At 65.0% G+C, this 26,565-nt stretch carries 28 protein-coding genes, 2 tRNA genes and 2 pseudogenes; 16 read left to right on the top strand and 16 right to left on the bottom strand.

Annotated elements, in window-relative coordinates; all coding sequences use genetic code 11:
• The first annotated feature begins 8 nt into the window (after window positions 1-8).
• Window positions 9-1,196 (top strand): chorismate synthase, encoded by a 1,188-nt coding sequence (aroC, locus tag NO363_RS10740; protein ID WP_256685011.1) that lies wholly within the window; start codon window positions 9-11, stop codon window positions 1,194-1,196.
• Window positions 1,197-1,198: 2 nt separating this feature from the next.
• Here aroC and NO363_RS10735 read toward each other — a convergent pair whose 3' ends face one another.
• The gene (locus NO363_RS10735; RefSeq protein WP_256685010.1) at window positions 1,199-1,450 is read right to left on the bottom strand and encodes a hypothetical protein; all 252 of its coding nucleotides are present in this window, start codon (window positions 1,448-1,450) and stop codon (window positions 1,199-1,201) included.
• A gap of 121 nt (window positions 1,451-1,571) precedes the next feature.
• Here NO363_RS10735 and NO363_RS10730 point away from each other — a divergent pair, with 121 nt between their 5' ends.
• From NO363_RS10730 to NO363_RS10715, 4 genes are all read left to right on the top strand, one after another.
• Entirely contained in the window at window positions 1,572-2,315 is a 744-nt protein-coding gene (locus NO363_RS10730) for a hypothetical protein (protein WP_256685009.1), read from the top strand.
• 26 nt (window positions 2,316-2,341) lie between these two features.
• Window positions 2,342-2,424, top strand: a tRNA-Ser gene (locus NO363_RS10725).
• Between the two features lie 216 nt (window positions 2,425-2,640).
• Entirely contained in the window at window positions 2,641-2,961 is a 321-nt protein-coding gene (locus tag NO363_RS10720; RefSeq protein WP_256685008.1) for a DUF5785 family protein, read from the top strand.
• Window positions 2,962-3,021: 60 nt separating this feature from the next.
• Window positions 3,022-4,455, top strand: a complete 1,434-nt coding sequence (locus NO363_RS10715; RefSeq protein ID WP_256685007.1) for a hypothetical protein — start codon at window positions 3,022-3,024, stop codon at window positions 4,453-4,455.
• Between the two features lie 389 nt (window positions 4,456-4,844).
• On the opposite strand, the gene NO363_RS10710 is transcribed toward NO363_RS10715, so the two are convergent.
• Genes NO363_RS10710 through NO363_RS10700 form a run of 3 tightly spaced genes read right to left on the bottom strand, consistent with a single transcriptional unit; the run spans window position 4,845 to window position 7,401 of the window.
• On the bottom strand, window positions 4,845-5,846 hold the full coding sequence (locus NO363_RS10710) for a lysylphosphatidylglycerol synthase transmembrane domain-containing protein (RefSeq protein ID WP_256685006.1): 1,002 nt from the start codon (window positions 5,844-5,846) through the stop codon (window positions 4,845-4,847).
• Complete coding sequence (locus tag NO363_RS10705) at window positions 5,843-6,484, bottom strand: PHP domain-containing protein (RefSeq protein ID WP_256685005.1); 642 nt, start codon at window positions 6,482-6,484, stop codon at window positions 5,843-5,845. The genes NO363_RS10710 and NO363_RS10705 overlap by 4 nt, the downstream gene beginning before the upstream one ends.
• Window positions 6,484-7,401: a decaprenyl-phosphate phosphoribosyltransferase gene (locus tag NO363_RS10700; RefSeq protein WP_256685003.1), complete on the bottom strand. Its 918-nt coding sequence runs from the start codon at window positions 7,399-7,401 to the stop codon at window positions 6,484-6,486. Before NO363_RS10700 ends, NO363_RS10705 begins: the two co-directional genes overlap by 1 nt.
• 140 nt (window positions 7,402-7,541) lie before the next feature.
• Here NO363_RS10700 and NO363_RS10695 point away from each other — a divergent pair, with 140 nt between their 5' ends.
• Window positions 7,542-8,636 (top strand): NAD-dependent epimerase/dehydratase family protein, encoded by a 1,095-nt coding sequence (locus NO363_RS10695; protein ID WP_256685001.1) that lies wholly within the window; start codon window positions 7,542-7,544, stop codon window positions 8,634-8,636.
• Between the two features lie 134 nt (window positions 8,637-8,770).
• Here the strand turns inward: NO363_RS10695 and NO363_RS10690 are convergent, their stop codons facing one another.
• The 3 genes and pseudogenes from NO363_RS10690 to NO363_RS14205 all read right to left on the bottom strand — a co-directional run.
• Window positions 8,771-9,112, bottom strand: coding sequence for a type II toxin-antitoxin system PemK/MazF family toxin (locus NO363_RS10690; RefSeq protein ID WP_256684999.1), 342 nt, complete (start codon window positions 9,110-9,112; stop codon window positions 8,771-8,773).
• Complete coding sequence (locus NO363_RS10685; protein ID WP_256684997.1) at window positions 9,109-9,468, bottom strand: MarR family transcriptional regulator; 360 nt, start codon at window positions 9,466-9,468, stop codon at window positions 9,109-9,111. The genes NO363_RS10690 and NO363_RS10685 overlap by 4 nt, the downstream gene beginning before the upstream one ends.
• A gap of 87 nt (window positions 9,469-9,555) precedes the next feature.
• A pseudogene (locus NO363_RS14205) lies at window positions 9,556-9,695 on the bottom strand (DUF7558 family protein); the annotation flags it as partial.
• Between the two features lie 269 nt (window positions 9,696-9,964).
• Between NO363_RS14205 and NO363_RS10680 the strand changes: the two are divergent.
• From NO363_RS10680 to NO363_RS10670, 3 genes are all read left to right on the top strand, one after another.
• Window positions 9,965-10,729: a GTP cyclohydrolase III gene (locus tag NO363_RS10680; RefSeq protein WP_256684995.1), complete on the top strand. Its 765-nt coding sequence runs from the start codon at window positions 9,965-9,967 to the stop codon at window positions 10,727-10,729.
• 68 nt (window positions 10,730-10,797) lie between these two features.
• A complete protein-coding gene (locus NO363_RS10675) occupies window positions 10,798-11,325 on the top strand; it encodes a CBS domain-containing protein (RefSeq protein ID WP_256684993.1) in 528 nt (175 codons plus the stop codon).
• Between the two features lie 66 nt (window positions 11,326-11,391).
• Window positions 11,392-12,750, top strand: coding sequence for an ABC transporter substrate-binding protein (locus tag NO363_RS10670; protein WP_256684991.1), 1,359 nt, complete (start codon window positions 11,392-11,394; stop codon window positions 12,748-12,750).
• 9 nt (window positions 12,751-12,759) lie between these two features.
• Here NO363_RS10670 and NO363_RS10665 read toward each other — a convergent pair whose 3' ends face one another.
• Genes NO363_RS10665 through NO363_RS10650 form a run of 4 tightly spaced genes read right to left on the bottom strand, consistent with a single transcriptional unit; the run spans window position 12,760 to window position 16,890 of the window.
• Window positions 12,760-13,524 carry an ABC transporter ATP-binding protein gene (locus NO363_RS10665; protein WP_256684990.1) on the bottom strand — a complete coding sequence of 255 codons (765 nt, stop codon included), beginning with the start codon at window positions 13,522-13,524 and terminating at the stop codon, window positions 12,760-12,762.
• Window positions 13,521-14,402 (bottom strand): ABC transporter ATP-binding protein, encoded by an 882-nt coding sequence (locus tag NO363_RS10660; protein WP_256684988.1) that lies wholly within the window; start codon window positions 14,400-14,402, stop codon window positions 13,521-13,523. Before NO363_RS10660 ends, NO363_RS10665 begins: the two co-directional genes overlap by 4 nt.
• Window positions 14,395-15,726 (bottom strand): branched-chain amino acid ABC transporter permease, encoded by a 1,332-nt coding sequence (locus tag NO363_RS10655; RefSeq protein ID WP_256684987.1) that lies wholly within the window; start codon window positions 15,724-15,726, stop codon window positions 14,395-14,397. Before NO363_RS10655 ends, NO363_RS10660 begins: the two co-directional genes overlap by 8 nt.
• A gap of 60 nt (window positions 15,727-15,786) precedes the next feature.
• The gene (locus NO363_RS10650; RefSeq protein WP_256684985.1) at window positions 15,787-16,890 is read right to left on the bottom strand and encodes a branched-chain amino acid ABC transporter permease; all 1,104 of its coding nucleotides are present in this window, start codon (window positions 16,888-16,890) and stop codon (window positions 15,787-15,789) included.
• A gap of 107 nt (window positions 16,891-16,997) precedes the next feature.
• Between NO363_RS10650 and NO363_RS10645 the strand changes: the two genes are divergently transcribed.
• The 5 genes and pseudogenes from NO363_RS10645 to NO363_RS10625 all read left to right on the top strand — a co-directional run bounded on the left by NO363_RS10645 (window position 16,998) and on the right by NO363_RS10625 (window position 20,837).
• Window positions 16,998-18,188, top strand: coding sequence for a phosphoglycerate kinase (locus tag NO363_RS10645; protein WP_256684983.1), 1,191 nt, complete (start codon window positions 16,998-17,000; stop codon window positions 18,186-18,188).
• Complete coding sequence (locus NO363_RS10640; protein ID WP_256684982.1) at window positions 18,185-18,667, top strand: GNAT family N-acetyltransferase; 483 nt, start codon at window positions 18,185-18,187, stop codon at window positions 18,665-18,667. Before NO363_RS10645 ends, NO363_RS10640 begins: the two co-directional genes overlap by 4 nt.
• An 11-nt stretch (window positions 18,668-18,678) precedes the next feature.
• A tRNA-Thr gene (locus tag NO363_RS10635) sits at window positions 18,679-18,752 on the top strand.
• A gap of 172 nt (window positions 18,753-18,924) precedes the next feature.
• Window positions 18,925-19,663: pseudogene (fabG, locus tag NO363_RS10630) on the top strand (3-oxoacyl-ACP reductase FabG).
• Window positions 19,664-19,727: 64 nt separating this feature from the next.
• Entirely contained in the window at window positions 19,728-20,837 is a 1,110-nt protein-coding gene (locus NO363_RS10625) for a CobW family GTP-binding protein (protein WP_256684980.1), read from the top strand.
• A gap of 1 nt (window position 20,838) precedes the next feature.
• On the opposite strand, the gene NO363_RS10620 is transcribed toward NO363_RS10625, so the two are convergent.
• Both NO363_RS10620 and NO363_RS10615 read right to left on the bottom strand, forming a co-directional pair.
• Window positions 20,839-20,994, bottom strand: a complete 156-nt coding sequence (locus NO363_RS10620; protein ID WP_256684979.1) for a hypothetical protein — start codon at window positions 20,992-20,994, stop codon at window positions 20,839-20,841.
• A 127-nt stretch (window positions 20,995-21,121) separates the two neighbouring features.
• Window positions 21,122-22,279, bottom strand: a complete 1,158-nt coding sequence (locus tag NO363_RS10615; RefSeq protein ID WP_256687964.1) for a glutathione-independent formaldehyde dehydrogenase — start codon at window positions 22,277-22,279, stop codon at window positions 21,122-21,124.
• A gap of 120 nt (window positions 22,280-22,399) precedes the next feature.
• Here NO363_RS10615 and NO363_RS10610 point away from each other — a divergent pair, with 120 nt between their 5' ends.
• Window positions 22,400-23,422: an NADP-dependent oxidoreductase gene (locus NO363_RS10610; protein ID WP_256684978.1), complete on the top strand. Its 1,023-nt coding sequence runs from the start codon at window positions 22,400-22,402 to the stop codon at window positions 23,420-23,422.
• 50 nt (window positions 23,423-23,472) lie between these two features.
• Window positions 23,473-23,895 carry a Rieske (2Fe-2S) protein gene (locus NO363_RS10605; RefSeq protein WP_256684977.1) on the top strand — a complete coding sequence of 141 codons (423 nt, stop codon included), beginning with the start codon at window positions 23,473-23,475 and terminating at the stop codon, window positions 23,893-23,895.
• Window positions 23,896-23,898: 3 nt separating this feature from the next.
• Here the strand turns inward: NO363_RS10605 and NO363_RS10600 are convergent, their stop codons facing one another.
• The 3 genes from NO363_RS10600 to NO363_RS10590 all read right to left on the bottom strand — a co-directional run bounded on the left by NO363_RS10600 (window position 23,899) and on the right by NO363_RS10590 (window position 26,520).
• Window positions 23,899-24,078, bottom strand: coding sequence for a DUF7576 family protein (locus NO363_RS10600; protein ID WP_256684976.1), 180 nt, complete (start codon window positions 24,076-24,078; stop codon window positions 23,899-23,901).
• Window positions 24,079-24,113: 35 nt separating this feature from the next.
• Entirely contained in the window at window positions 24,114-25,295 is a 1,182-nt protein-coding gene (gene glmU / locus NO363_RS10595) for a bifunctional sugar-1-phosphate nucleotidylyltransferase/acetyltransferase (RefSeq protein ID WP_256684975.1), read from the bottom strand.
• A gap of 364 nt (window positions 25,296-25,659) precedes the next feature.
• Window positions 25,660-26,520, bottom strand: coding sequence for an IS5 family transposase (locus NO363_RS10590; protein ID WP_256684385.1), 861 nt, complete (start codon window positions 26,518-26,520; stop codon window positions 25,660-25,662).
• Window positions 26,521-26,565 lie beyond the last annotated feature (45 nt).

Raw genomic sequence — 26,565 nt, 5'->3', positions numbered from 1 at the left:
GCGAAGCCATGAACGGCAACGAGTTCGGTCGGCTCTTCCGGGCCACGACCTTCGGCGAGAGCCACGGCGAGGCGATGGGTGTCACGGTTTCGGGCTGTCCCGCGGGGCTGGAACTCGACGAGGAAGACGTCCAGCACGAGCTCGACCGGCGCAAACCTGGCCAGTCACAGATCACGACCAGTCGCGGCGAGCCCGACGCCGTTTCGATCAAGAGCGGCACGCAGGACGGCTATACGACCGGAACGCCGATCGGGATGGTCATCCAGAACAAGGACGCCCGCTCGGGCAAGTACGAGCCGTTCATCACCGCGCCGCGACCCTCACACGGCGACTTCACCTACTCGGCGAAATTCGGCACCAGGAACTGGGGCGGCGGCGGGCGCTCGTCGGCCCGCGAGACGGCCAACTGGGTCGCGGCGGGCGCGATCGCCAAGCAAATTCTCGCAAACGAGGGCGTCGAGATCCGGGCGCACGTCAACCAGATCGGCGAGATCGAAGCTCCCGACGTGAGCTTCGAGGCGATGGGGGAGCACGCCGAGGAGAACGAAATCCGATGTGCTCACCCGGAAACGGCCGAACGAATGCGCGAGCGCATCGACGAATACCAGGAGGAGGGCGACTCGATCGGCGGTGCCATCGAGTTCGCAATCCGGGGTGCGCCCCGTGGGCTCGGTGCGCCACGGTTCGACTCGGTGCCGGCGCGACTCGGGCAGGCGATGCTGAGCGTGCCCGCCGCGACGGGCTTTGAATTCGGGCTCGGACGAGAAGCCCGGCGCTATCGCGGCAGCGAACGCAACGAGGACTGGGAGTTCGACGACGATGGCAATCCGATACCCGTCGGCAACGACCACGGCGGGCTCCAGGGTGGGATCACGACCGGCCAGCCGATCCGCGGCGAGGTCACCCTCCACGCACCGACCTCGATCCCGCAGAAGCAGACCACCGTCGACTGGGAGACGGGCGAGGAGAAGGAAGCGCAGGTCATCGGCCGTCACGACCCCGTGCTCCCGCCGCGTGGCGTCCCCGTCGTCGAGGCGATGGCCGCGCTCACGATGGTCGATTTCATGCTGCTCGCCGGGCGCGTCAACCCCGATCGCCTGGACGGCGACGTGGGCGAATACGACACCGACTACCACCCGAGTAGTCCCGAGAACGATCCCGACGCGCCGACGAGCGCCGAACCGACAGAGGACTGATCTTACCAGTAGGGGTTCGACAGCCATCGCCGCGAGCGCGCACCGACGGCGCTCATCCCGACGAGGGCGACGACGACCAGTGCGAGTACAGCTACCGTCGCCAGCACGGCGACCGCGCTCGGCGCGAGCGCATTCAGCACGAGGACGACGAGGCTACCGATTGCTGCAATGGCGACGAGCAGGGTGACGAGTCCGGCGAGCAGCCGTGAGAGCCACATCTCAGGCACTCCGTGGTCGTTCGTCGCGTTCGTCATCGTCGGTACGATCGGGATCGAGGTTCATGCGTGAGAGCGAGTGACAGCGCCAGTGTGAATAAACCCCGCGATCGGACGGGCGAGCCACGCCGTTCAAGAGCGCCGCGCGCCGAGTGCGTCCATGACCACCGTCGCCGTCCTCTGTGATGCGCCGAACGAGGGCGTGCTGGCCGACCTCGCAGCGTCGATGTCGCTCACCGAGGGCGAGACCGCCGACCTCTACGCCGCGATGTGCGCCGACGTGTTCCGCGCCGTCGAGACGAGCGCGAGCGACCTGCTCGTCAACTACCGCCCCGACGAGTCCGGCGATCCCGAGTCGGAACTGCGCGCACTCGCCGATGCCGCGCTCGAGAACCCGGATGGCGTGCGCTACGAGACGCAAGCCGGCTCGACGTTCGCGGGGCGCGTCGGCAACACGATCACGCATCTGCTCGAAAGCGAGGAGGAGAGTTCGGCGATGGCCGTCGAGCCGACCGCTCCGTTCCTCACGCGCGGCGTCATCGACGGGCTGATGATGAAGCTCCGCCGGAGCGAGGTCGTGCTCGGTCCCACCTCGGAAGGCCGGGTCTACGCCGCCGGCTTCTCCACGCCGATCGACTTCGAGGATGCCTACACGCCACCGGCGGTCGAGACGCTCACCGCGCGCGCGAACGATGCCGGGCTCGACGTCGATTACGGACCGATGACTTCCGTGATCGAGACGGGCACGGACCTCACGGGCGCGCTCGCGCTCGTCCGTGCGCGTGACCGAGCCGGTCGCGAGGTGCCCCAGCATACTGCCGCGTGTCTCGACGATCTGGACCTGACGCTCGTCGAGGCAGACGGCGACCTCTCGTTGCGGAAAGCGGACACCGACAGCCCTTAGACGTCCGCGGAGATAGTCGTGGCTGTGGTGGGGTGGCAGAGTGGACGATTGCGCCTGTCTTGAAAACAGGTGGCCGATGGCCTCATGGGTTCGAATCCCATCCCCACCGTTTCCGAGCGAACCATCCTGCGAGCGCTTCGTGCGCGAGCAACCGCGTGAGCGAGTGAAACGAGTACGGTGGAATTCGAAGCAGAGAGTGGAGCGAACGGAGTGAGTGAAACGACCGTGGTTCGAATCTCATCCCCATCGCGTTTCTCGTGACGACTGAATTACTAACACAATAGCGAGCAGCAACGCTTTTGCGGCGACCGACCGGGTTTGATACATGGCCGACTGGCCCCACGACCCCGACGGCGAGGAAGGGAGCGAAGGGATGCGCAAGTACGGACAGGCAGTCATCGCGAAGAAGGTCGACGAGCACGATGACTTCCCGCTCGACGTCTCGGCGTTCATCGACGAACACGGCGACGACCCCATTCGTCTGAATCACGAGCGGGTCGTCAGCCTGGCGGAGATCTTCGATAACGTCGACAGCGACGAAATCGAGGACATCCAGACGATGCATCAGCAGGTCGGTGACACGATGCGCGAAAACGGCTACTGGGAGTACGACGCCGAAACTGAGGGTCCCGGTACCGAGGCCTGACTCCACCACCCATCCGGCGCGGACGAAAGCACCTAAGCGCCGTCGGCTGGATGGACGTGCATGACCGGCGGTACCGACTCCACACGTCACTTCGCCGGCCTCTTCTCGCTCCGACGTGTTCTCGTGATCGGCTGGGTGACGCTCACCACGGTCGTCTTCTGCAACGTCCTCATCAAGTTCGTCGATCGCCAGCTACTCGGCGCGAACACACGGATTCCGAAGTTCTGGCCGCTCAGCAAGTTCACCCTCCGCATCGAGCGGATTCCCCTGCCCGACGCGCCGATCCTCGCCATCGTGGCGATCGTGGTCTTCCTCGTCGCGACCGTCTATCTGCTCCGTACCGACCGTAACTCCGTCGTACCGGTCATCGTTGCCGGCATCGCTCTTCTCGTGCTGACGACGCTCACCCACGGCGTTGGACCGGGATTGCTCAGGCCGCTCTCTGCACCGGGCAGCTACGAGCGGGCGGCCATCGGCATCGCCGACCCCGGCGGCTACTACGAGGCCGCCGTCACCGTCGTCGATCCGATCCGATTCCTCGAAACGTTCGAACAGCAACAGCTGAGCCTCCCGTTACACGCGCGCACCCACCCACCAGGGGCAGTGTTCACCTTCTATCTCTTCGAGGTGCTCCTTCCGTCGTCGCTCGCGGTCTCGCTCGTCGTCGGTACGCTCTCGCTCGCGCTCGCGGCGCTGCTCCTCTTTCAGCTGCTCGAGACGTACTACCCGCGCGACGTCGCACAGTTCACGACCTTCCTGTTCGTCCTCCTGCCGGCCGTCCAGATCTACGCGCTGACGACGCTCGACATCGTCATCACGGTCGCGATGCTCGGGGCGATCTACTGCTTCACGCGCGAGTCGCCGCTCCTCGCGGCGCTCGGTACGCTTGCCTGCGTCTTCATCGCCTCGACACAGACGTTCGTCTTCGTCTTCATCCTCCCCGTGCTCGCCGCGTTCGCGGCCATCCGCCCCGCGAAACGCCGCCCGTTCGTGGTCGTGCTCATCGGATTGCTCGGTGCCTACACCCTGCTCGCGGTCGTCTTCGAGTTCAACTACCTCGATTCGTTCGCCGCCGCCTCCCAACAGCAGAACCCCGGCGGCTTCCTCCTGTTCGCCGAACCGCTGCGCTATCTCTACACGCGCATCGAGGACGTCGCCGAGATCGCGCTGTTCTTCACACCCTACCTGGGTCTGCTCGCGATCGCCGGCACGCGCGTTCTCTGGCGGGGCGCACGCGGCCTCAGCACGCGCGATCGTGAACCGCTCGTGCTGTTCGGCGCTGCCCTGGCCTCGATCCTGGGCCTGTTCGCCGGCGGCGTCTATCACACCGGCGAGACCGCCCGTGGCGTGCTCTTTCTCTATCCGTTCCTCCTCCTCCCGGTCGCCGCCGCACTCCGCGCGACGAACGCCTCGCGGGCCCGGCGGGCACTCCTCGCCGTGGCGGTGTTCGGCCAGGCACTGCTGCTGCAACTGATCGGCGATTACTGGTGGTAGAACCCCACTTTTTTGGTCGGGGGCATCGCGCTCGCTCACTGCGTTCGCTCGCGCTCAACCCCCGACCAAAAACCTGGACTAAAAAGAACCGCTCGCTCGGCTTCGCCTCGCTCGCGGTGAACCGCGCTCGCCGATGGCTCGCGCGGACACGAATCATCCCCACTACCGCACCGCGACAGCCACATGCCTCCCCAACCGATTCGCTCACTCGCTTCGCTTGATCGCTCATCCACCGTCAGAACAGAGTTCTGACGAGCCTGCACTCGCGGTGCTCGTGCAGACCTCGCACAATGTTCACGCTCGGTGCTCACTTCGTTCGCACACGAGCGCGAGCGCGCGCCACAGCAACTAGTGTGTCTCCAATTTCCGCTTCCGGCTCCGATCCACTGTCAGACTTCGGCGCTCGACCCGGTGAAGAGTTTGTGTGCGCTGAACACGACGAACCCGAGGATGGCGGCGTACCAGAGCGTGCCGACGCGAATGACCATCGTCGCGCCGACCGCGATCGGCTCGGCGATGCCGAACGTGAGGAGCACACCGGTCATACTCGCCTCGGCCGCGCCCAGTCCGCCGGGCAGCATGCTCACCGCGCCGACGACCGAGCCGAGCGCGAAGACGAACAGACCGACCAGCAGGGAGGTCTCGATGCCGAACCCGCGGAGCGTGAGCCAGAGCGCGACGCCTTCGAGCCCCCACGCGACGATGCCGAGCAGCGTGGCTACCGAGAGCGGACGAAGCCGAAAGAGCCTGTACGTACTCTCGTAGAGCGTTTCGAGCCCTTCGGCGTAGTCTCCGATCACGGGCAGCGAACCGATCCACGAAAGGAGACGGAGACAGCCCGTCCGCCACTGGAGCAGCCCGATGCCGAGCGCGAAGACGACGGCGACCGCCACCAACACCGCGGGCGAGCGCCCGTAGGCGACGACGCCGAGCGCGGCCAGCAGCGACAGCGAGAGCAGGTCGGTGATACGCTCGGCTCCCACGACGGAGGTCGTCCGACTCGCGGGCACACCTGCCTCGTCGCGCAGCAGCCACGCCTTCCAGACCTCGCCGGCCTTTCCTGGCGTGACGACCATCATCAGCCCGCTGAAGAAGACGGTGAGACTCGTCTTCAGGGGGACGTGGACGTCGAGTTCGCGCAGGTAGAACTCCCACTTGGCGAAGCGAAAGCCGTAGCCGACGGTCGTCAGAAGAACGACTGCGCCGAACGCCCAGAGCTCGAATTCCGAGAAAGCCGCGATCACCTTTTCGGCGTCGGCGAGGACGAACAGCGCCGCGAACACCACCACGGTCAACACCGCCGTCACCCAGACGCCGTGGTCGCTCACGAGCTGTCGGATGCGACCCGTCGATTCGTCGGCCTCGCTCCCCGTCCCCAGGGAGTCGCTCATCGCAGCCCTCCGATCGCTCGTCGCGCCTGCTGGACCTTCGTGGCGACGTGACCCGAGAGATAGCGCCCGTGCCCGCACGGCGTCGTCGTTCCCTCACGAATCGCCTCGCGGAGCGAACCCTCGAACTCGGTCGCCGCGCGCCCGACCTCCATCGGGAAGTGGGCGTCGCTGCCGCCCGTGATCGCCAGCCCGTGATGGGCAGCGAACGCGCGCGCCTGCCGGTTGAACAGCGGGCGCACACACCGGGAGTTCGTCGCTTCGACGCCGTCGACCGCCGCCGCGATCGCCGGGAGATCCCGGTCGTAGAACTGTCGCATCGTGTCGAACGGATGGGAGAGCACCGCGATCCCGTCCTGTTCGTGAATCTCGTCGATGACCGTCAGCGGGTCCGTCTTGTTCGGGGCTTCCTCGATATCGATGCCGAGCAGGTGGCCCTGCGTGGTCGTCACCTCGACGCCCGAGACGACGTCCAACCCTGCTGGCGCGTGCTCGCGGACGCGGCCGACGTTCGCGAGCGTGTCGTGATCGGTCACGACGATGCCGTCGAGCCCGGCATCTGCAGCAGCTGCGGCGACCTTTTTCGGTGGTGTGGCTGAACACGGTGACGCATCGGTGTGGACCTGGAGATCGTAGCGCATCAGCCGAACACCCCGACGAGCCACGCTCGCGGGCGACCGTAGAGGACGACCACCGCGATCAGCCCCCAGAAGGCGAAGTTGACGAGCAGCTGTCGATCGACGAGCAGCGCGCCCGGCGACGCGCCCGCCTTCGTGGTGTAGACGAGATGGTGATAGCGGAAGACGCCGAAGAAGGCGAAGGGCAGCGTGAGCATCATCGCGAGCTTCGCGCCCGTGAACGTGTAGATCGAGTAGGACATCAACAGCGTCGAGATGACGATCCCCAGCAGCTGATCGAGCGTCTCGGTGGTGTAGTCGGCGAGCGTCGCGCGCGTCTCGCCGGGGACTTCGCTGGCGGCGAACTCGTGGCGACGCTTGCCGAGCGCCAGCAGGAGTGCCGCGAGGAACGTACAGACGACGAGCCACGGGCTGAGCGCGACGCCGATGGCGACCACGCCTGCCACGGCCCGGAGGACGAACCCGATGGCGATGAGCAGCACGTCGACCAGCACGACGTCCTTGAGATACAGCGAGTACGCCGCGTTCTGGACCAGATAGGCGACGATGATCGCGACGAACAGCGGGCCGAGCGTGTACGAGAGCGCGAAGCCCGCGACGAGCAGGGCGATCGCGAACGCACCCGCCGTCTGGACGCTCACCTGCCCGCTCGCGATCGGACGATTGCGCTTTTCGGGATGTTTGCGGTCCTCCTCGACGTCGCTGATATCGTTGAAGATGTAGGTCGCGCCGGCGACCGCACAGAACGCCGCCACGGCGATCGAGACCCGTCCCCACGCCATCGGGTCGAACAGCTGCTTCGAGAAGACGATCGCGATGAGGATCACGCCCTGTTTGTACCACTGCCACGGACGGATCTCGTAGGCGAGACCGGCGGCCGTGCGCACGAACCCGGCCTGCTGTGTCTGCGCCTCACCCATTAGCTCTCATCCACGGTCGCGAGACATAAACCTGACCGATCGATACGCACCGTTTCGGACCGTTTCAGGCATGAGAGACACTCACGTGCAGTCGTATCGTATCGGTAGATAGTTGAAACGCCCCCCATTACGGCGAGCCTATGCAAGCGCACGCACACGACGACGACCGACTCGCCGAGCCCGGTTCGCTGCTCGTCACCGGCGGTACGGGGTTCCTCGGACTCCACACCTGCGAATACTTCGCCGAGCGCGGCTGGGACGTGACGGCGTTCGATCTCAAACCATTTAAACCCGAAGACGAGATCGATGGCGTCGATTTCGTCGAGGGCGACGTGCGCGACGAGGAGACGGTACGTGACGCGATCGACGAGGTGGCCGCCGACGCGATCGTCCACACCGCCGCCGCGCTTCCGCTCTGGGACGACCAGCGCATCCGCGAGACGACCATCGACGGGACTCGCAACGTTCTCTGGGCCGCCAAGGAAGCAGACGTCGAGCGCGTCGTCTACGTCTCCTCGACCGCCGTCTACGGCACCCACGACTCCCATCCGATCACCGAGGAGTCGCCGCTCGACGGCGTGGGGCCCTACGGCGAGGCGAAGATCGAGGCCGAGAAGATCTGCCGTGACTTCCGCCGGATGGGCATGTGCGTCCCTATCCTCCGCCCGAAGACGTTCATCGGGCCGAAACGCCTCGGCGTCTTCCAGGTTCTCTTCGACTGGATCGAATCGGGCGCGAACGTCCCGATGGTCGGCTGGGGCAACAACCAGTACCAGCTGATGCACGTCTACGATCTCGTGCGCGCGATGGAGTTCATGTTCGCGAAGGACGAGGAGGACGTGAACACCACGTTCAACGTCGGAGCCGAGGAGTTCGGAACGATGAAGGAGGACTTCCAGGCACCGATCGACTACGCAGGCACCGGCAAGCGCACCGTCGGAACGCCGACGTCGCTGACGGTGTTCGCCCTGCGCGTGCTCGAAAAACTGAACCTCTCGCCGCTGTATCCGTGGGTCTACGAGACTGCCCACGAGGATTCGTACGTTTCCGTCGAGAAGCTGCAGTCGCTCGGCTGGGAGCCGAAATACTCGAACAAGGAGGCGCTCGTCGAGACCTACGAGTGGTATCTCGAGAACTACGACGACCCCGAAAGCGAGGGAACAGGATTGGACCACCGCGTCGCCTGGGATCAGGGTGCGCTCACGCTCGTCAAGGGCGTGTTCAAACACATCTGAGAAGGATTAACACTGATCTTCGCGATTTTCACATCACGGATACCCGACCTGCTGAAATCGGTGTGCGAGATGCAGGGCGCGTATCGCAGGGATGTTCGACCTATTTCGCTCCATCGTTCTCTGTGCGTGACAGTCTATGCGGAGATGTAGTCGATTACCTCGCTCGCCACATCCTCGGTGCGGTCGTCCACGAGCGATGTCAGGTAGTGGTCAACGTCCGCAGCACTGTTGAGAGTCGCAAGCGACCACGGGAGAACGTGACTTCGTTCCCCGAGTGCGTCGCCTTCGTAGTCGTCGTCTCCGAGTGTGAGTGCCGCCTCGTGATAGGTCTTCGTGGAAATCATGACCGTGATGAGTTGCACGCCGTGGTTCGTGAATCGGGGAGTACCCAGCACGAGTATCGGGCGACCTTTCTCCGAGAGCGGGTCGGTCGCCCAGACGATGTCACCGCGTTCCAGTTCTTTGAACGAAGTCACTGTACCTCTTCCATCTCCTCGGTTTGGAGGGCTTCGAGACGCTCTTCACCGTACTGGTCGTCTGCCGTCTCGTGATGCCGGTGGAGCCGATAGGCCGACTGGAGCCGTTCTTCATCGTCCGTGATCGCCCAGTACGGGCGCTTGTGCCGCACGAGATCACGTTCCTTCAATCGTGAGAGGATCGCACTGACGGCGTCGGTCTTCAGTCCGAGTCGTTCGGCAATCGTCGCCGCCTTCCACGCCCGGTCGCCATTCTTGTCGAGGAACAGTACAATTCGCTCGGTGTCGTTCCGCTCCTCGAATTCGTCGGCGTCAGCGTTTTCGAACTCGTCGATATCGATAGTACCGCTCGACATAGACCGATGTTGGGATTGTTGGAACATAGTTGTTTGGCATGTTTGTTGCTATGGACGGCGCTATCGTGCCAGGAAATGCAGGAAAGGTCACTTCGCCGGTATCGCGACGAGGTGCTCGGGGTCGCGCGTCCAGCACGTCGCGAGCCCGCCCGGACGACAGTGTTCGCATAGCTGCAACGGGCCTTCGAGGTAGCCGGTTCGACGCGGAACCGTGTGGGTCGGGCGAGATGAAGAGTCTCGCTGGAAGCCGGCGTGAAACGCCAGCGACGCTGCGAGTGCGTCGACGACGAACGGCTTTCGATACGCACGGCTTTTTCAGCTCATTCGGCTTTTCGATACGAAACACGGACCGACGGATTGCTGCACGGACCCTCTGTATCTCGCACGCTATATCTCCCAACTACTGGAACGGATTCACACAAAAATATGGATCGGCCTGATTGAGCCGTCGTCGACCGAAGCGCCGATACCGCCCCGCTGCCAACCGCTCACAACCGTGACGAACACGCAGCTCACACTGATCCAGATCGACAACTACGGCCCGTGGACGGTGACGCCGGAACCGCGGCGCGAGGTCGACCTCCAGACCCTCCAGTCGCGGCTGTACGCCGACCTCTCGCAGCTGTTCGGCAACCGCGACGGCTACGTCTTCTTCTCGCGGTTCGACAACATGGTCGCCGTCACGAACGGGATCGACGAGGATGCTCACGCGCTCATCCAGGAATCGATCGGCAACCGCTATCCGGTGACGGTGAGCCTCTCGATCGGCACCGGCGAGACGCCGGCGACGGCGATCGAGACCGCGAGCGAACAGCTTCAGGCTGCCGGCAGCGCACAGGCCAGTGATCGCCGCGAGATCCTGCGCGGCGAGCCGGTCGCCAACCCGGAGCGCACCGCCGAGGACGTCCAGATCGCCCACTTCGACGTGAACGACGCCACCGGCAAGTATACGGACAGACTGAACGAGTTCGATACGTTCATCAACATCGAACAGAGCTACGCCGAGCTGATGCGCTATCTCCGCGAGACGCACGACTCGCTGTCGTTTTTCGTCGGCGGCGACAACATCATCGCCACCTGTCCGGATCTCGACGCCGAGCAGTATCACGACGCCATCGATCACGTTAGCGAGGCGGTCGGTGTCGAGCTCAAGGTCGGCGTCGGGCGGGCGGCGGATGCCCAGTCGGCGGGCATGGCCGCCAAACACGCCCTCGAAACCTGTCGGTACGACGGCCGTGACGTCGTGTTCGGCGACCGATGAGATAGGACGGCTGCACCCTTAACCCTACTGGAGATACTTTTTAGCAGGCACGGCCGGAACGGACCGGTATGAGCAGTGCTATCACCGTGCGGGAGATAATGACCCGGGAGTTCCTCGGGGTGAGCGAGAGCGACGACCTGCTCGAAACGGTCGAACTGCTCCTCGACGAGGCTGCCGACTGTGCGGTCGTCCTCCGCGGACGCGACCCCGTCGGGGCGCTCGACGAGCGCGATGCGCTTTCGCTGCTCGTCGGCGAGACCGACCCTGCGGCGGCGACGGTGACGGACGTCATGGACGACGGAGTCGTTCAGGTCGCCTCCGATGCCTCGCTCACGGCAGCGGCCGAGGCGATGGCCCGCGAGGAGGCCGACTGGCTGCTCGTCGTCGAGGACGAACCGGTGGGCGTGGTCTCGGCGTACGACATCGCCACCGCCTCGACGATCGCGCCCGTCGTCGGGGACGGCACCGTCTCGACGGCGACGGAGCCATCCCCGACTTACGACACACAGGGGATCTGTGAACACTGTGGGACGCTCACGCACGATCTCGTGACCGTGAACGGCCAGTCGATCTGTGCGAACTGCCGCGAGAACTGAAACCCGCTCCCGGCGGTCGGTCCTAGAGGCAAGACTTATATTGCCATCAGGAAACATACTGGTGACATGGCACGAACTACCAATCGGCGTACGTTCCTCGTCGGTGTCGGAGCTGCGGGTCTCGCTGGCTTCGCTGGCTGCATCGGCGGTGGCGGCGACAACGGAAGCGGCGGTAGTGGCGGAACAGGTACCAGCGGTGGTGGCGGTGGCGGCAACGGAAGCGGCGGCGGGGGCGGAGGCGGTGGGCAGACGATCAAGATCGGGATTCTCCAGCCGACGACCGGCGACCTCGCATCGGTCGGCACACCGATCCAGAAGGCCGCGCAGCTGCCGGCACGACAGTTACAGAACGCCGACATGGAGTTCTCCATCGAGACACAGATCGAGGACACGCAGACGGACCCGCAGGCGGGTATCAGCGCCGCCCAAGCGCTCGTCGATGCGGGCTACCCGGCGATAACGGGTGCAGCGTCTTCGGAAACGTCGATTCAGGTCGCAAAGAACGTCACGATCCCCAATCAGATCGTCCTGACCCCGCCGGCGAGCACTTCGCCGGCGATCACTGGCCTGCAGGACAACGGCTACGTCTACCGGACGGCACCGAGCGACGCGCTGCAGGGTGAGGTGCTCGCACAGGTCGCCAGCCAGCGTGTCAACGCCTCGGCCGTGTCGGTAATGTTCGTCAACAACTCCTACGGACAGGCGCTCGCCGACAGTTTCGTCCAGGCGTTCGACGGCAACGTCCCGGCGCAGGTCTCCTTCGAGAAGGCACAGTCGTCGTACACCTCGAAGCTCCAGGAGGCGATGTCGCCGAGCCCCGACGGACTGCTCGTCATCGGCTATCCCGAGAGCGGCAACCAGCTGTTCCGCGATTTCTACTCGAACTACGGCCGCGATACGACCATCCTCGTCACTGACGGGCTGCGCGCGCCCGAACTGTCGAGCGATGTCGGCCAGTCGATGACGAACGTTATCGGCACCGCGCCGATCGCCGCCGGACCGGCCCAGCAGTTCTTCACGAAATCGTTCAAGGACGAGTTCGGCAACGAACCCGGCGTGTTCACCTCGCAGGCCTACGACGCGACCGCGGTCCAGATGCTCGCCATCGCCGCGGCCGGTGAGAACACCGGCTCGGCCGTCCAGCAGAACATGGATTCGGTCGCGAACCCCGGCGGAGCCGAAGTCACGCCGGAGAACCTCGCCGAGGGGATCGGGATGGCCGCCAACGGCGACGACATCAACTATCAGGGCGCATCGAGCAGCGTCAACTTCGACGACAACGGCGACATGCAGTCGGTCGGCTACGAGATCTTCAGCTACACCGAGGGTGGCGACATCGAACAGCAGGACACCGTCGAGTTCGAAGCCGGCGGCGGTGGCAGTGGGGGCGGCAACAACAGCAGTGCGGGCACGACGAGCGCCTGAACGCGCGTTTCAGCCGCCGAGGAACTCCCGGCGGACCTCGTCGTTGCCGAGCAGTGCCGCGCCGGTGTCGGTGAAGCGGTTCTGGCCCTGGACGAGCACGTAGCCGCGATCACAGCGCGAGAGCGCCTCGATCGCGTTCTGTTCGACCATCAGGACGGCCGTTCCGGCGTCGTTGATCTCGTCGATCCGATCGAACATCTCGTCGACGAGATCGGGTGCGAGCCCGGCCGACGGCTCGTCGAGCAGCAGCAGGTCGGGATCGAGCATCAGCGCGCGTCCCATCGCCAGCATCTGGCGCTGGCCGCCCGAGAGCGTGCCCGCGCGCTGGGACTGACGCTCTTCGAGGATCGGGAACCGCTCGAAGACGTCCGCGAGCCGCTCCTCGGGCACCGAATCGAGGATGTACGCACCCATCTCCAGGTTCTCGCGTACCGAGAGCCCGCCGAAGACGTTCTCGTTCTGTGGGACGTAGCTCACGCCCCGGCGGATCACCTCCTCGGGAGCGAGCCCGCCGATCCCCTCACCGTCGAAGGCGATCGAGCCATCCATGTGGGTCGCCAGCCCGAAGACCGCCTTCATCACCGTCGATTTGCCCGCGCCGTTCGGGCCGACGATACTGACGTACTCCCCGGCATCGACCGCGAGATCCAGTGCCGAGAGGATCTGCAGATCGCCGTAGCCCGCGTCGAGATCGGTGATCGAGAGCAGGTCGTCGGCGATCGTGTCGCTTTCGCCCGTCTCCGGGTCGTCCGTGACTGCGCGTTCGTCGCTCATACGTTCGCTCCCAGATAGGCGTCGATCACCTGCTCGTTCTCGCGGATCGCCGCCGGCGCATCGTCGGCAAGCACGCGCCCCTGATGCATGACGATGACGCGCTCGCAGTTCTCCATGATCACGTCCATGTCGTGTTCGACCAGCAGGAAGGTGTAGCCCTGTTCGCGGAGTTCGTCGATCCGTTCGAGCAGTTTGCGTTCGAGCGTCGGATTGACACCGGCGAGCGGCTCGTCGAGCAGGACGACCTCCGGATCGGTCAGCAGCGCGCGGGCCATCTCCAGCAGTTTGCGCTGGCCACCCGAGAGATTGCCCGCGTACTCCTCGGCGAGATGGTCGATCTCGAAGAATTCGAGCGTCTCCCACGCCCGCTCGCGCAGCTCTCGCTCTTGAGCCTGTACCGAGCGGCGTACACCCGGCAGCACCGCCCGCCAGAGCGCCTCGCCTTGCTGGCCGCGCGGCGCGAGCAGCATGTTTTCGAGCACCGTCATCTCCTGGAGTTCGCGCGTGATCTGAAACGTGCGAACGAGCCCACGGTCGGCGATCTCGTACGGCCGCAGCCCGGTGATCTCCTCGTTGTGGAGCTTCACCGAGCCACCGGTCGGACGATGGACGCCGGTGATGCAGTCGAATGTGGTCGATTTGCCCGCGCCGTTCGGCCCGATCAGCCCCGTGAGCGATCCCTCTTCGATGGCGAACCCGGCCCCGTCGACCGCCGTCAGCCCGCCGAACTCCATGCGGAGATCGTCGACCCTGAGCGGTCGCCCGGGTGGTATCTCGCGGGCGGCACGCTCGACATCCGAGTCCTCTTCGGGGTCGATATCCGTGATCTCCTCCGGGTTCTCACCCTCGATCGCCACCCCGGTATCGCTTTCACTCATCGTCGACCTCCGTCGCGCCGCCGTCTGCTTGGCCGGCCGCGGTCCGCTCGCGCGCGAGCGAGACGGCCGCGGCAGTCTCCTTACGGTGGCCGAGCAGTCCATCGGGTCGGTTCTGCACGAGATAGACCAACACCACACCGACGAGCACGAACCGGAGGCTGGAGACGTCGGCGAGTGCGTAGGCGAGCAGTGGCCCGAAATCCAGCGAGCCGAGCGCGGCGATCGCGTCGGTGAACGTGTTCGGTGCGCCGCCGAGGTCAACAGTTTGTTGGACGAGCCGGCGGACGAACGTCGGCCCCTCGAACAGCAGCCCCGCGAAGAGCGCGCCGCCGATGACGCTGCCGGTGTTCGAGCCCGAGCCACCGATGATCAGCGCGATGAAGACGTAGAAGGTGATGATCGGGAGAAACAGTGCGGGGTTGACGAGCGCCTGACTGCCCTGCCAGAGAATTCCTCCTAAGCCCATCAGCGCACAGCCGAGCATGAACGTCTTGATCTTGAAGCGATCGGTGTTCTTGCCGAGCGAGCTCGCCACGAGCTCGTCCTCGCGGATGGCCTTCAGTACCCTGCCGAACGGCGAGTTGCCGACGCGCGTGAGCAGGAGATAGAACAGGCCGACGAAGATCACGAGCACGATCGTGTAGGTCCAGTCGACGACGACCGGCTCGCCGAGTCCAAGCGTGCCGAAGAAGCCGAAGACGGCCTCGCCGAGCCCCGTCGTACCGGCGGCGGGGCTCGACGGCGTCGTGTAGTAGAGCGCCATCACGGGGTTGGTCGGCGTCTGGATGCCCTGAGAGGCACCGGTGCCGAGATCCGCGCCCGCGATCGAGAAGGTCTGGAAGGTGGTGGAGTTGTACGTGAGTCGGATGATCTCGGAGAGGCCGAGCGTGACGATAGCGAGATAATCGGCCTTGAGCCTGAGTGCGGGCAGCGCCGCGAGCGCGCCGACGAGCGCCGCCGCGACCATCCCGCCGACGACGCCGACCCAGAGCGGGAGGCCGAGGCCGGGCACGCCGCCCGCCGCGGGGCTCGCGGGCGCGGTGAGCATCGCCATCGTGTAGACGCCGACAGCCATGAACCCCGCGACGCCGATGTTGAGTAGTCCGGCGTAGCCCCACTGGAGATTCAAGGCGAGCGCGAGCAGCGCGTAGACGGCCGCGAAGAAGGTGATTCGCTGTAAGGTGCTCGCGAGCCCCGCGATATCGAGCCCGAGTGCCATTCCCAACACCGTGAAGCCGACGTACAGCCCGAACAGTACGCCGAGGATCAATACGGCGTCGTTGTCCGGTAGCCGGGCCGCGACCCGCTCGGTGGCGCTACTCATCGGTCCACCTCGCTGGCCGCAGCCGCAGTCGGTGACGGTATCCATTCAGTCGCGGGGCGGTCATGCGGTCGTCACCCCGCCGAACAGCCCCGACGGCCTGACCAACAGCATGAAGATCATCACGAGAAAGGCCGCGACGGTGGTAAAATCGGAGGGGATCCAGACCAGCGACACCGTGCTCGCGAGTCCGATGAGCAACCCGCCGAACATCGCGCCGTAGACCGAGCCGATACCACCGAGAATGACTGCCGCAAAAATGAGGAGGAGCAGCACCCAGCCGAAGTCGAAGGCGATGGTGCCCGTCTCGAGCGTGATGAGATAGCCCGCCGCACCGGTGAGTCCGCCGCCGATGACCCACGTGGCGCGGACGACGCGTTCCGTTGGAATTCCGGTGACGCGCGCGAGATCGCGGTTGTCGGCCATCGCGCGCATCGCCGTCCCGAGCTTCGTGTACTGGAGCACGACGTGGACGCCGACCAGCAGCCCGATCGCACAGACCGCGAGCGTTGCCTCGTGGGCGTTGATCTGGATGCCGACGCCCGGAACGGTGATCCCCGGGATCGACCCGCCGGTGATTCCCGGCCGACTGGTGCCGAAGACGAACGCGATCAGATAGCGCAGCGCGAGCGCGACGCCGACGCTCGCGATGAGCAACGAGATCCCCTCCTGATCGCGCATCGGCTTGTAGACGAGCCGATCGATAAGCAGGGTGAGCGCGATGGTGAACACGGCCGCCATGACGAGCCCCGCGACGACCGCCAGCGGCGTCGAGACGACGCTCACGCCGACGCTGCCCGCGGTCGCGTCGCCGCTGACGCCGAGCAGGAGCAGGTCGCCGACCGACACCGTGCCGAGCCCCGCGATCACGTAGGTGGTCGCCCAGCCGGCGAACGCACCGCTGGAGATGTAATCGCCGTGAGCGAAGTTGGGAAAGCCGAGGATCGAGTACGTCATCGAGAGCCCGACCCCCGCGAGCCCGATGACAAGCCCGAGGATCAGCCCGTCCTTGAGGAAGACGGCGAGGCTGAGCACCGACAGCGAGCCGCTCAGTAGTTTCGAAACCAGATCGACCGCCAGCAGCACACAGACGACCGCGACCAGCAGCGTGAGGGGTTGTTCGGCGACGACGCTCCGGCCGCGAGAGTAGGTTTCAGCAATACCCATGATACGAGTCCACATGAAACGGTGGGGGAGACCGTAATAAGTGTTGCTCCCTCCGTCCGGCGATCGGGAGGGAAAGGGATTTGCCGGCGGCCGAAGGAGGGCGCACAATGATCCGAACCCTCGACGACCTCGACTGCGAGGGCGTCGCCGTCGGGGTGCGCATCGACATCAACAGCCCGCTCTCCGAGACGGGGTTAGCCGACGACGCCCGCCTGCGCGCCCACGTCGAGACCCTCTCGGAGCTGCTCGAACGCGGCGCACGCGTGGCGATTCTCGCCCATCAGGGTCGCCCTGGCGACGACGATTTCTCGACGCTCGCCGCCCATGCCGACCGCCTCGACGAACTGCTCTCATTCCCTGTCGACTACTGCGACGCCACCTTTTCGGCCGCTGCCAGGGAGCGCGTCGCGGGGCTCGATGGCGGGGAGGCAGTCCTGCTCGAAAACACCCGCTTCTACGCCGAGGAGTACATGGAGTTCGATCCCGAGCGCGCGGCCGACACCCATCTCGTCGAGGGGCTCGTGCCCGCCCTCGACGTCTACGTCAACGACGCCTTCGCCGCCGCCCACCGCTCACAGCCCTCGCTCGTCGGCTTTCCACAGCGACTGCCGGGCTACGCCGGCCGGGTGATGGAGCGCGAACTCGACGTGCTCGCGACCATCGAGGAGACTCCGCGCCCCCGCGTCTATCTGCTCGGCGGCGCGAAGGTCGGCGATTCCATTGGTGTGGCCCGGAGCGTCCTCGAACGCGGCCTCGCCGACACGGTGCTGACCGCGGGCCTCGTCGGCAACGTCTGCCTACTCGCCAGCGGCGCGGAACTGGGAACCGCGAGCGCCGAGTTCGTCTACGATCAGGGCTACTGGGACGAGATCGATCGCGCGGGCGAACTACTCGATGCCCACGACGAGCTCCGCGTTCCGGAGGATGTCGCGATCGAACGAAATGGCGAGCGCCACGAGATCCCCGTCGTGGAACTGCCCCAGGAGACCGAGACGCCGGCGATGGACGTCGGTAGCGAGACCGTCGCCGCCTATTCCGAGATCCTCGATGACGCCGGCACGGTGATCCTGAACGGGCCGGCGGGCGTCTTCGAGGAGGAGACGTTCGCCCACGGGACGCGTGAACTCTACTCGACGGCCAGCGAGGCCGATCACAGCATCGTCGGCGGCGGCGACACGGCGGCGGCGATCCGGCGGCTGGGCATCGATGGGTTCTCGCACGTGAGCACCGGCGGCGGCGCGTCGCTCGCGCTGCTCGCTGGCGATTCCCTTCCCGCCGTCGAGGCGCTCGACGAGTGACCATCGAACCGCCCGACACCGCGGCCGCGGGCGAGATCGCGGAGCTGTGGGTCGAACTCGCCCGTGATCAGCGCGCGTTCGGCTCGCATTTCCGTGCCGAGCCCAATCGGGCGACCATCCGCGAGGCGATCGTCCGCGATATCGTCGCCGGCGGGCTGTTGGTCGCCCGCGAGGACGGCGCGATCGTGGGGTTCGTCATGTTCGGACCCGAATCCGAGCGGTTCGAGCAGGACGTCTCGCGCGGTATCGTCCGGAACATCGTCGTCCGCCCGGAACGGCGAAACGAGGGCATCGGCACGGAGCTGCTCGCGGCCGCCGAGCACGAACTGGCCGCGGCGGGGTTCGACGCCGTCGTTCTCTCCGCGCTCGCGGACAACGAGGCAGCACGGCGCTTTTACGCGCGGGCGGGCTACGAGCCACACCGCATCGACTTCGAGAAGTCGCTCGAAAGCGACAGCGACAAATCGGGCCGTGGGTAACCCACGAGTGCGCCAGGGGAGCTTGGGTGGTGCAAGCACTCGATTTGTAATCGAGAATTCGTGGGTTCAAATCCCACCCCTGGCTTTGTAGCGCGAACCGATCGAGCGTAGCGTGGGCCGAACGGTATGAACCCCCCGTTGCTATCAGGGAGTGAGAATTTTCGATCCAGTGTCATGGTCGACGGTGAGGGCGCGGGGGTAACGTCGTGTGGAGACGGTCGGGACGGCGAGTGACCTCCGACGCTCGCAACGCCACAATGAACTCGAAGCAAACGTGCGTCGTGACGGGTGGATCGCGGGGAATCGGACGGGGATCACCGAGGGCTCGGTCGCAACGGTGCGACCGTCGTCGTGAACTACCGATCGTCGGAGGCCGCCGCCCACGAGACGGCAGAGGCCATCAAGGAGGAGGGTGGAACCGCCGTTCCGCTCCAGGCCGATGTCGCCGAGCCGGACGAGGTCGAGGCCCTGCGCGAGCGGGTCCACGAACTGTTCGGCCCGATCGGCGTGCTCGTGAACAACGCCGGCATCACCGTCGATCGGACGTTCGCGAATATGACCCGCGAGGACTGGCAGCGCGTCGTGGACGTGAACCTGGGTGGCGTCTTCAACTGTACGAACGCCTTCTTCGAGGACATCGGCGACGCCGAGCACGGGCGGCTGATCAACGTCTCGAGCGTCGTCGACCAGCAGGGCAACTACGGTCAGGCGAACTACGCGGCGACCAAGAGCGGGCTGTTCGGCTTCACGCGCACCATCGCGCTCGAACTCGCCAGTTCGGGATCGACCGCGAACTGCGTCGCGCCGGGGTTCGTCGAGACCGACATGCTCGACGACGTTCCGGACGACGTGAAGGAGAAGATCCGCCAGCGCATCCCGCTCGATCGCTTCGCCAGCGTCGAGGACATCGCCGGCATCGTCCGGTTCGTCGCCTGCGACGACTCCGAGTACATGACCGGCCAGATCATCGCGGTCAACGGCGGCATGGAGAGGTAGGAACCCGAGTCGTGACAGCGCGCTAGCTGCAAGAGTGTAGTAGCTCCGTTCCGTAGGACGGACGATGACGCACACCACGGCATCGGAACCGATCCCCGTGACGGTCGTGAGCGGCCCGCTCGGCGCGGGGAAGACGACGCTGCTCAACCGATTGCTGGCCTCCCCCGGCGGTCGCGAGATCGCCGTCATCGTCAACGATATGGGCGAGATGAACGTCGACGCCGAACTGCTCGCGCGCTCGGACGACGCCGACGATCCGGGCATCGTCGACCTCTCGAACGGCTGTATCTGCTGTCGGCTCCAGGACGATCTGCTCACCGAAGCCGCGCGCCTCGCCGAAACCCGTTGTTTCGACGTTCTGGTGGTCGAATCGTCCGGCATCAGCGAGCCGGTGCCCGTCGCGCGGACGTTCCTGGAGGGTTCCGACGAGAGCGATATCGATCCGACCGACCACTATCGTCTCGACACGATGGTGTCGGTGATCGATGCCTACGGCTTCTGGAAGGAATTCGACGCCGGCGCATCGCTGCCCGCGGGGGCCGACTCCGACATGGACCGCCCGCTCGCGGACGTTCTGATGGAGGGAATCGAGTTCTGTGATGTCCTCCTTCTCAACAAATGTGATATGGTGCCCGACGAGCGACTCGACGAGATCGAGGCCACACTCGGAACGCTCCAGTCCCGCGCCGAGATCGTCCGGACGATACGCTCTGACGTCGATCCGGAACTCGTACTCGACACCGACCGGTTCGACTTCGCGGCCGTCACGCGTTCGGCCGGCTGGAAGCAGGCACTGGCTGGCGATGGTCACGATCACGACCAGCCGGCGGCCGCAGCCCACGGCGTCTCGTCGTTTATCTACACCGCGGAACGGCCGTTCCACCCCGGGCGACTCGACGAGTGGCTCGACTCGTGGACGGAGAGTGTCGTTCGGGCGAAAGGCGTCTTCCGACTCGCCGGGCGCGACGACGTGATGGGACTCAATCGTGCCGGACCGTCGGTCCAGGCCGGCCCGATCGGGAAATGGGGCGACGATGACGATCGGCGCACCCGACTCGTGTTCATCGGCAGCGGGATGGATGAGGAGGGGATCGTCACCGCTCTAGACGATTGTCTGCTCGGCGACGACGAATCGGAAAATCGCGCGTTCGACGATCCGTTCCCGACGAACTGAGTTACGGCGAGACCTGCTCGCGGAGTTCGTCCCACGACTCGTGGAAGCCGTAGTTCGAGTCCGTCGTCTCGTCCCCGCGGACGACCTCCTGGTAGGTATCGTCGTAGTCAAGCAGTTTGCCCCAACCCTCCATGTCGTAGCTACAGTAGATGCACATGGGTATCGATACCGTGGCTACCCGGTCGTGGGACATAACGTTTGTGCGGGCGCGACTCGGCCCCCTCCCCGTGGTCACTGTCCGCTACGGGTGTCGCGAGGCGCGCAAAAACCGGTGATCGGGGGAGTTAGGGTTCGAGCAGGACCTTCGTGACGCCTTCCTCGCGGTTGTCGAAGCGCTCGTACATCTCGGGGGCCTCGTCGAGACCCACACGATGTGAGACGAGGAAGCTCGGGTCGGCACGATCTTCGATGATGAGGTCGCGGAGCTGGCGGTTGTAGGATTTGACGTCGCACTGGCCGGTGCCCAGTTTCTGGCCCTTCTCGAACAGCAGTCCGAAGTCGATGCCCAGTCGCCCTTCGGCGGCCATCTCGTCGGGTGCGCCAGGGTCGTCGGGGACGTACAGCCCGACGATGCCGAGCTGGCCGGTCGGGCGCACGGTTCTGATGAGGTTGTTGAGCACGTTCGCGGGGTTTTCCCGTGCCGGGTCGTAGGCGTCGTCGGCCTCCTTGTCCGGGTCGATCGCCTGGTAGCCGACCGCGTCCACGCCCTTGTCGACGCCGCTGCCATGGATTTCCTTGATCTGTTCGACGGGGTCGCCCTCCTCGAAGTTGATCGGCGTCGCCGCGCAGTGTTCTTCGGCGAGATCGAGCCGGCTCGGCACGCGATCGACGGAGTAGATCTCGGATGCACCCTGGATCTTCGCGCTGTAGGCCGCCATCAGTCCGACGGGGCCAGCGCCGTATATCGCGACTGATTCGCCGGGCTGGAGGTCGGCCAGTCGCGTGCCGTGCCAGCCGGTCGGGAAGATGTCGGCCAGCAGCGCGAACGAGTCCTCGTTCTCATCCCCTTCGGGGAGTTTGAGCGCGTTGAAGTCCGCGTACGGTACGCGGAGCTTCTCGGCTTGCCCACCTTTGTATGGTCCCATCGCGACGTAGCCGTAGGCACCGCCGGCGAAGCCGGGGTTGACGTTGGTACAGAAGCCGGTCTTGCCGTTCTCACAGTTCTCACAGAACCCACAGGCCACGTTGAACGGGAGGACGATCCGATCGCCCTCTTCGAGCGTGCTGACGCCGTCGCCGACTTCCTCGACGATCCCCATGTTCTCGTGGCCGAAGACCATCCCCTCGTCGGCCGCGGTCCGCCCCTCGTACATGTGGAGGTCCGAGCCACAGATGCACGACGTCGTGATGTCGATCACCACGTCGTTGGGATGTTCGATCTCGGGTTCGTCGACCTCCTCGACGGCCACTTCGTGTTCGCCCTGATAGACGACTGCTTCCATTGACATTGTGTTCCAAAAACACATGCAGGCGAGGTGTGCTTCAATCTTTTGTAATCATTAATGCATATCGGTGGCTGTGCGAACCGGAACGCTCCTCCGCCGGTCGACCATACCGGCCCCGTGAGCCAGACCAATCGACAGTTCGTTCTCGGCAAACGGCCAGAGGGCAAGCCCGACCGCGACACCTTCGAACTCGAAGAGACCGAGATTCCGGAGCCGAAACACAGCGAGGTGCTCGTCCGCACGCTCTTCCTGTCCGTAGATCCGTACATGCGCGGACGGATGCGCGACCGCGAATCGTACGCCGACCCGTGGGACGTGGGCGAACCGATGGCCGGCCACGTCGTCGGCGAGATCGTCGACTCCGAACACGACGACTGGAAGGCTGGCGAGTTCGTCTTCGGCAACGGCTCCTGGAGCGAGTACGCGACCCTCGACGGCGACGATCTCGCACCCGTCGAACCGAGCGCGAACGCCCCGCCCGAATCGTATCTCGGCGTGCTGGGCATGCCCGGTCGAACTGCCTACTTCGGCACGCGCGAGGTGGTCGAACCGACCCCGGGCGATACGGTGGCCGTCTCGGGCGCGGCCGGTGCGGTCGGCTCGACGGTCGGCCAACTGGCGTCCTTCGCCGGTGCGCGCGTCGTCGGCTTCGCGGGCAGCGACGAGAAAGTCGACTATCTCGAAGACGATCTCGGCTTCGACGCCGGCATCAACTACAAAGAGACCGACGACTACCGCGCGGCGCTTGACGAGGCGGCTCCCGAGGGCGTCGACGGCTACTTCGACAACGTCGGCGGGCCGATCTCGGACGCCGTCTTCACGCAGCTCAACGTCGACGCGCGCGTCGCGGTCTGTGGGCAGATCGCCACGTACAACGACGAGGGCGTCGCGACCGGTCCTCGGAAGCTCCCGCTGCTCATCCCCTCGCGCGCCCGCGTCCAGGGACTGCTCGTGGGCGACTACGTGGCCCGTTTCGAGCAGGCCAACGCGCGCCTCCAGGAATGGGTGGAAGACGGCGACCTCGTCCATCGCGAGTCGATCGTCGATGGCTTCGAGAACGCACCCGACGCCTTCCTCGGACTGTTCGAGGGCGACAACATCGGCAAACAGGTCGTGAAGGTCGCCGAGCCGAGCGAGTAGTCCTATTCGCAAACGACGGGCCTACCCCGGTCGGTCGCCAACTCCGGGTGATGGCATCCGCTGACGGCACGATCATGCCGGTCGACGACGTTCCTGCCGACACGACGGCGCTGTTCAGGATCCGTGAACGCGATAATGGAGAAACCCACGAGGCCGTTCTCGTCGACACCGACGACGGCATCGAAGCGTGGCTGAACCACTGTATGCATTTCACCCATATCGGCCTTGACAAGGGGTCGGGCGCGGAGTGCCGGAACGGCGAGATCGTCTGTACGAACCACGGCGCGATGTTCGAGGCCGACACCGGCTACTGCACGTTCGGCCCCTGCGAGGGCGCACGCCTCGCCGACATCGCCATCGCAGTCGAGAACGGTGCCGTGCGACTCGCCGACGAACGCTACGAGTTCGTCGCCACCGGGCCGAAAGAGGACGACGATGTGGATCTCACCTCGACCTCGAACGTCGAGTTCTGACCCTCAGCCCACGAACGCCGCGCGGCAATCCTCGTCACAGAAATGCTCGGTGCTCACCTGTCCGTTTTCGATGCCCGTCAGCACGCGATGGGTCGGCTCGTCGACGATCTTCTCGTCGCAGCTCGCACACGTCGGCGCGCTTCCTTCGGTAGCCTCGCCGACCGCGGACGTCGGATCGTTCATGGCCCGTGTTCACATCTCACGATATAAATATCCGACTACCTGTCGCGAGCGACCGTCTCGTCCGGCTCCGTCCGCGTGCCCGCATCGAGCACGACGCCCGGATAGAGCGTGGTGTGGACCCCGGTTTTCGTCCCGTCGCCGACGACGACGCCGTACTTCCGTCGGCCGGTCGAGACGCGCTCGCTCTTGACAGTTTGCTTCACCGGCTCGTCGTCGTGGCGGAGGTTGGCGACCGTCGTGTTGGCTCCGAAATTCACGTCCTTCCCCAGAACGCTGTCGCCGACGTACGAGAGGTGGGGGACGTGCGTCCCGGCCATCACGACGCTGTTTTTGATCTCGACGCCGTTGCCGACCCTCACTTCCTCGCCGAGCAGCGTCGCGCCGCGGACGTAGGCGTTCGGACCGACGTGTGCACCGGACCGGATCAGGGCCGGACCCTCGACGACCACACCCGGCTCGACGTGTGCGCCCTCTTCCACCACGACGGGCCCACGGAGTTCGGCGCGGTCGCTGACGTCGCCGTCCACGCGCCCGTCGAGGGCGGCGAGTTTCCATTCGTTGGCTTCGAGGAGTTCCCAGGGTCGGCCGACGCCCATCCAGCGGTCGAGTTCGGTGTAGGAGACGTCGTACTCGGCGAACACCCGATCGAGCACGTCCGTGAGTTCGTACTCGCCGCGCTCGCTCTGTTCGACGTCGAGCCACTCGCGAGCTTCGCTCGGCAAAACACAGGCTCCGGCGCTCACGAGGTCGGTCTCGGGCTCCTCTGGCTTCTCGGTGACGCCCACCACTCGCTCGCCATCGGTGTCGAGCACTCCGTAGTTGGAGGGGTTTTCGGCGCGGTAGGCGGTGATGCCCGGTGCGTTCTCGAACAGTTCCTGAATACTTCCTGGATCGTAGAGGTCGTCGCCGTAGAGGACGGCGAAGTCGCCGTCGAGGTGTTCGCGCGCGGCGCGGACGGCGTGAGCCGTTCCCAACTGTTGGTCCTGCGTGGCGTATTTCACCGGGATCCCGCGATACTCCTCGCCGAAGTAGTCCCGGACGGCGTCGGCCTCGTAGCCGACGACCAGAATGAGTTCGTCCGTGCCGGCCGCGATAGCCGCGTCGGCGGTGTGCGCACAGAGCGGGCGGTCGGCGACCGGGAGCATCGGTTTCGGCGTGTGGGCGGTCAGCGGGCGCATCCGCGTGCCTTCGCCGGCCGCGAGGAGCACTGTCTGCATGTGAGGGCCGACTCGCCGGCGTGAAATAGGCCTACCGTTCGTCGTTGCTGGCAGTGGTACGCTGTTGGATCACTGTGTTTTCGGACGGATGCTTTCATACGGAGACACACTCTGTTATTCCCCGATTCGATGTACCAACTATTCAGTTTTCTCTATAAATACCTATATTAATCTACTACAGAATAGAAATATTTAATACACAGCGATCTGTTGCGATCAATCGATGTCAGCAATTTCGGAGTTCCTGCTCGTTCCGCTACAGAGTGATGGCGGTGGTGTGTTTGGAGCTGTATCCACACTGATCGCCGTGGTGGTAGCGCTCGTTACCCTTGCCGGTATGTGGAAGGCCTTCCAGCGGCCGTGTTTAATCGCATGACGGAAGTGGAATTTCCTGTTTTGCGGCCTGCTTGATGTTGTACACCGCACACATCAACGCGATCTCACGAAATTCTCGATACCATGTCCGCGCTCGCAGGGCGACGCCCAGCGAGCGCTTGACCGAGGAGAAGACGGTTTCTGACATGGAGCGCTGGTGGTAGAGATCGTCGTCAATTCGGGCGTTGTGGGCGTGATCGTAGGGCTTGTTGATGCAGTGCTTGATCAACGGTCGGAGGTCAAGATCCTCACGGAGGTACTCACGCAGCCACGTGCAGTCGTAGCCTTTGTCAGCAGTGAGGATCTGCAACTCGTCCGCCTGCCGGCGGGCGAGTTGCATGCAGATGTCGGCGTCACTTCCTTCTCTGGTGGTCGTACAGTGCAAATCGAGGATGACGTTTGTTTCTGCATCGACAAGTTTCGTGGCTTTGAGGCCCTGTACCTCGTATTTCGTCTTGTTGCAGTACGAGCGGCTCGCAGGCGAGCGCTCGAAGAACGTAGCGTCGATCGCTCCGATCGGCCCAGTGTTATGAAACTGCGCAGACTGCTGGAGAAGTGTTCGACAGACCGCCATCTCAATTCTATCGAAAGCGAGACATAACGTCGATGGATGCGGGAGATCGGCCGGCTCAAGGCCGATCTCCCGCGATATTCGTGGCATTTCCGTCAACACATCGATCGTCATCCGGTAGGTTGTATCGAGATAAATCCGGAGACAGTGGATGGATATCATCGCTGCATCGGTGAACCCGCCGCCACCTTCCGGGGCGGCGGGTTCGTCCCAATCATCGGCAACCCTTTTGACGGCGAAGACAACACGTTCGGTGAAGCGGAAGATTTGCGTTGACATACTTCGCCGTCTTCCGCTTCAACTCCGTCACTCTGGCGACCTGAT

The organism is Halococcus qingdaonensis (assembly GCF_024508235.1).
Taxonomy (GTDB): Archaea; Halobacteriota; Halobacteria; order Halobacteriales; family Halococcaceae; genus Halococcus; species Halococcus qingdaonensis.
The sequence above is the reverse complement of the archived record's forward strand: the minus strand, read 5'-3'. Positions and strand labels throughout refer to the sequence as shown.

What these genes read in the sequence shown, in the direction of transcription:
- NO363_RS10660 (WP_256684988.1), bottom strand. Translation starts at nt 14,402, where the DNA reads ATGAGTGAAAGCGATACCGGGGTGGCGATCGAGGGTGAGAACCCGGAG.
- NO363_RS10645 (WP_256684983.1), top strand. Translation starts at nt 16,998, where the DNA reads ATGATCCGAACCCTCGACGACCTCGACTGCGAGGGCGTCGCCGTCGGG.
- NO363_RS10670 (WP_256684991.1), top strand. Translation starts at nt 11,392, where the DNA reads ATGGCACGAACTACCAATCGGCGTACGTTCCTCGTCGGTGTCGGAGCT.
- aroC (WP_256685011.1), top strand. Translation starts at nt 9, where the DNA reads ATGAACGGCAACGAGTTCGGTCGGCTCTTCCGGGCCACGACCTTCGGC.
- NO363_RS10675 (WP_256684993.1), top strand. Translation starts at nt 10,798, where the DNA reads ATGAGCAGTGCTATCACCGTGCGGGAGATAATGACCCGGGAGTTCCTC.
- NO363_RS10625 (WP_256684980.1), top strand. Translation starts at nt 19,728, where the DNA reads ATGACGCACACCACGGCATCGGAACCGATCCCCGTGACGGTCGTGAGC.
- glmU (WP_256684975.1), bottom strand. Translation starts at nt 25,295, where the DNA reads ATGCAGACAGTGCTCCTCGCGGCCGGCGAAGGCACGCGGATGCGCCCG.
- NO363_RS10655 (WP_256684987.1), bottom strand. Translation starts at nt 15,726, where the DNA reads ATGAGTAGCGCCACCGAGCGGGTCGCGGCCCGGCTACCGGACAACGAC.
- NO363_RS10695 (WP_256685001.1), top strand. Translation starts at nt 7,542, where the DNA reads ATGCAAGCGCACGCACACGACGACGACCGACTCGCCGAGCCCGGTTCG.
- NO363_RS10615 (WP_256687964.1), bottom strand. Translation starts at nt 22,279, where the DNA reads ATGGAAGCAGTCGTCTATCAGGGCGAACACGAAGTGGCCGTCGAGGAG.
- NO363_RS10715 (WP_256685007.1), top strand. Translation starts at nt 3,022, where the DNA reads ATGACCGGCGGTACCGACTCCACACGTCACTTCGCCGGCCTCTTCTCG.
- NO363_RS10590 (WP_256684385.1), bottom strand. Translation starts at nt 26,520, where the DNA reads ATGTCAACGCAAATCTTCCGCTTCACCGAACGTGTTGTCTTCGCCGTC.
- NO363_RS10720 (WP_256685008.1), top strand. Translation starts at nt 2,641, where the DNA reads ATGGCCGACTGGCCCCACGACCCCGACGGCGAGGAAGGGAGCGAAGGG.
- NO363_RS10600 (WP_256684976.1), bottom strand. Translation starts at nt 24,078, where the DNA reads ATGAACGATCCGACGTCCGCGGTCGGCGAGGCTACCGAAGGAAGCGCG.
- NO363_RS10705 (WP_256685005.1), bottom strand. Translation starts at nt 6,484, where the DNA reads ATGCGCTACGATCTCCAGGTCCACACCGATGCGTCACCGTGTTCAGCC.
- NO363_RS10710 (WP_256685006.1), bottom strand. Translation starts at nt 5,846, where the DNA reads ATGAGCGACTCCCTGGGGACGGGGAGCGAGGCCGACGAATCGACGGGT.
- NO363_RS10735 (WP_256685010.1), bottom strand. Translation starts at nt 1,450, where the DNA reads ATGACGAACGCGACGAACGACCACGGAGTGCCTGAGATGTGGCTCTCA.
- NO363_RS10730 (WP_256685009.1), top strand. Translation starts at nt 1,572, where the DNA reads ATGACCACCGTCGCCGTCCTCTGTGATGCGCCGAACGAGGGCGTGCTG.
- NO363_RS10650 (WP_256684985.1), bottom strand. Translation starts at nt 16,890, where the DNA reads ATGGGTATTGCTGAAACCTACTCTCGCGGCCGGAGCGTCGTCGCCGAA.
- NO363_RS10665 (WP_256684990.1), bottom strand. Translation starts at nt 13,524, where the DNA reads ATGAGCGACGAACGCGCAGTCACGGACGACCCGGAGACGGGCGAAAGC.
- NO363_RS10685 (WP_256684997.1), bottom strand. Translation starts at nt 9,468, where the DNA reads ATGTCGAGCGGTACTATCGATATCGACGAGTTCGAAAACGCTGACGCC.
- NO363_RS10605 (WP_256684977.1), top strand. Translation starts at nt 23,473, where the DNA reads ATGGCATCCGCTGACGGCACGATCATGCCGGTCGACGACGTTCCTGCC.
- NO363_RS10620 (WP_256684979.1), bottom strand. Translation starts at nt 20,994, where the DNA reads ATGTGCATCTACTGTAGCTACGACATGGAGGGTTGGGGCAAACTGCTT.
- NO363_RS10700 (WP_256685003.1), bottom strand. Translation starts at nt 7,401, where the DNA reads ATGGGTGAGGCGCAGACACAGCAGGCCGGGTTCGTGCGCACGGCCGCC.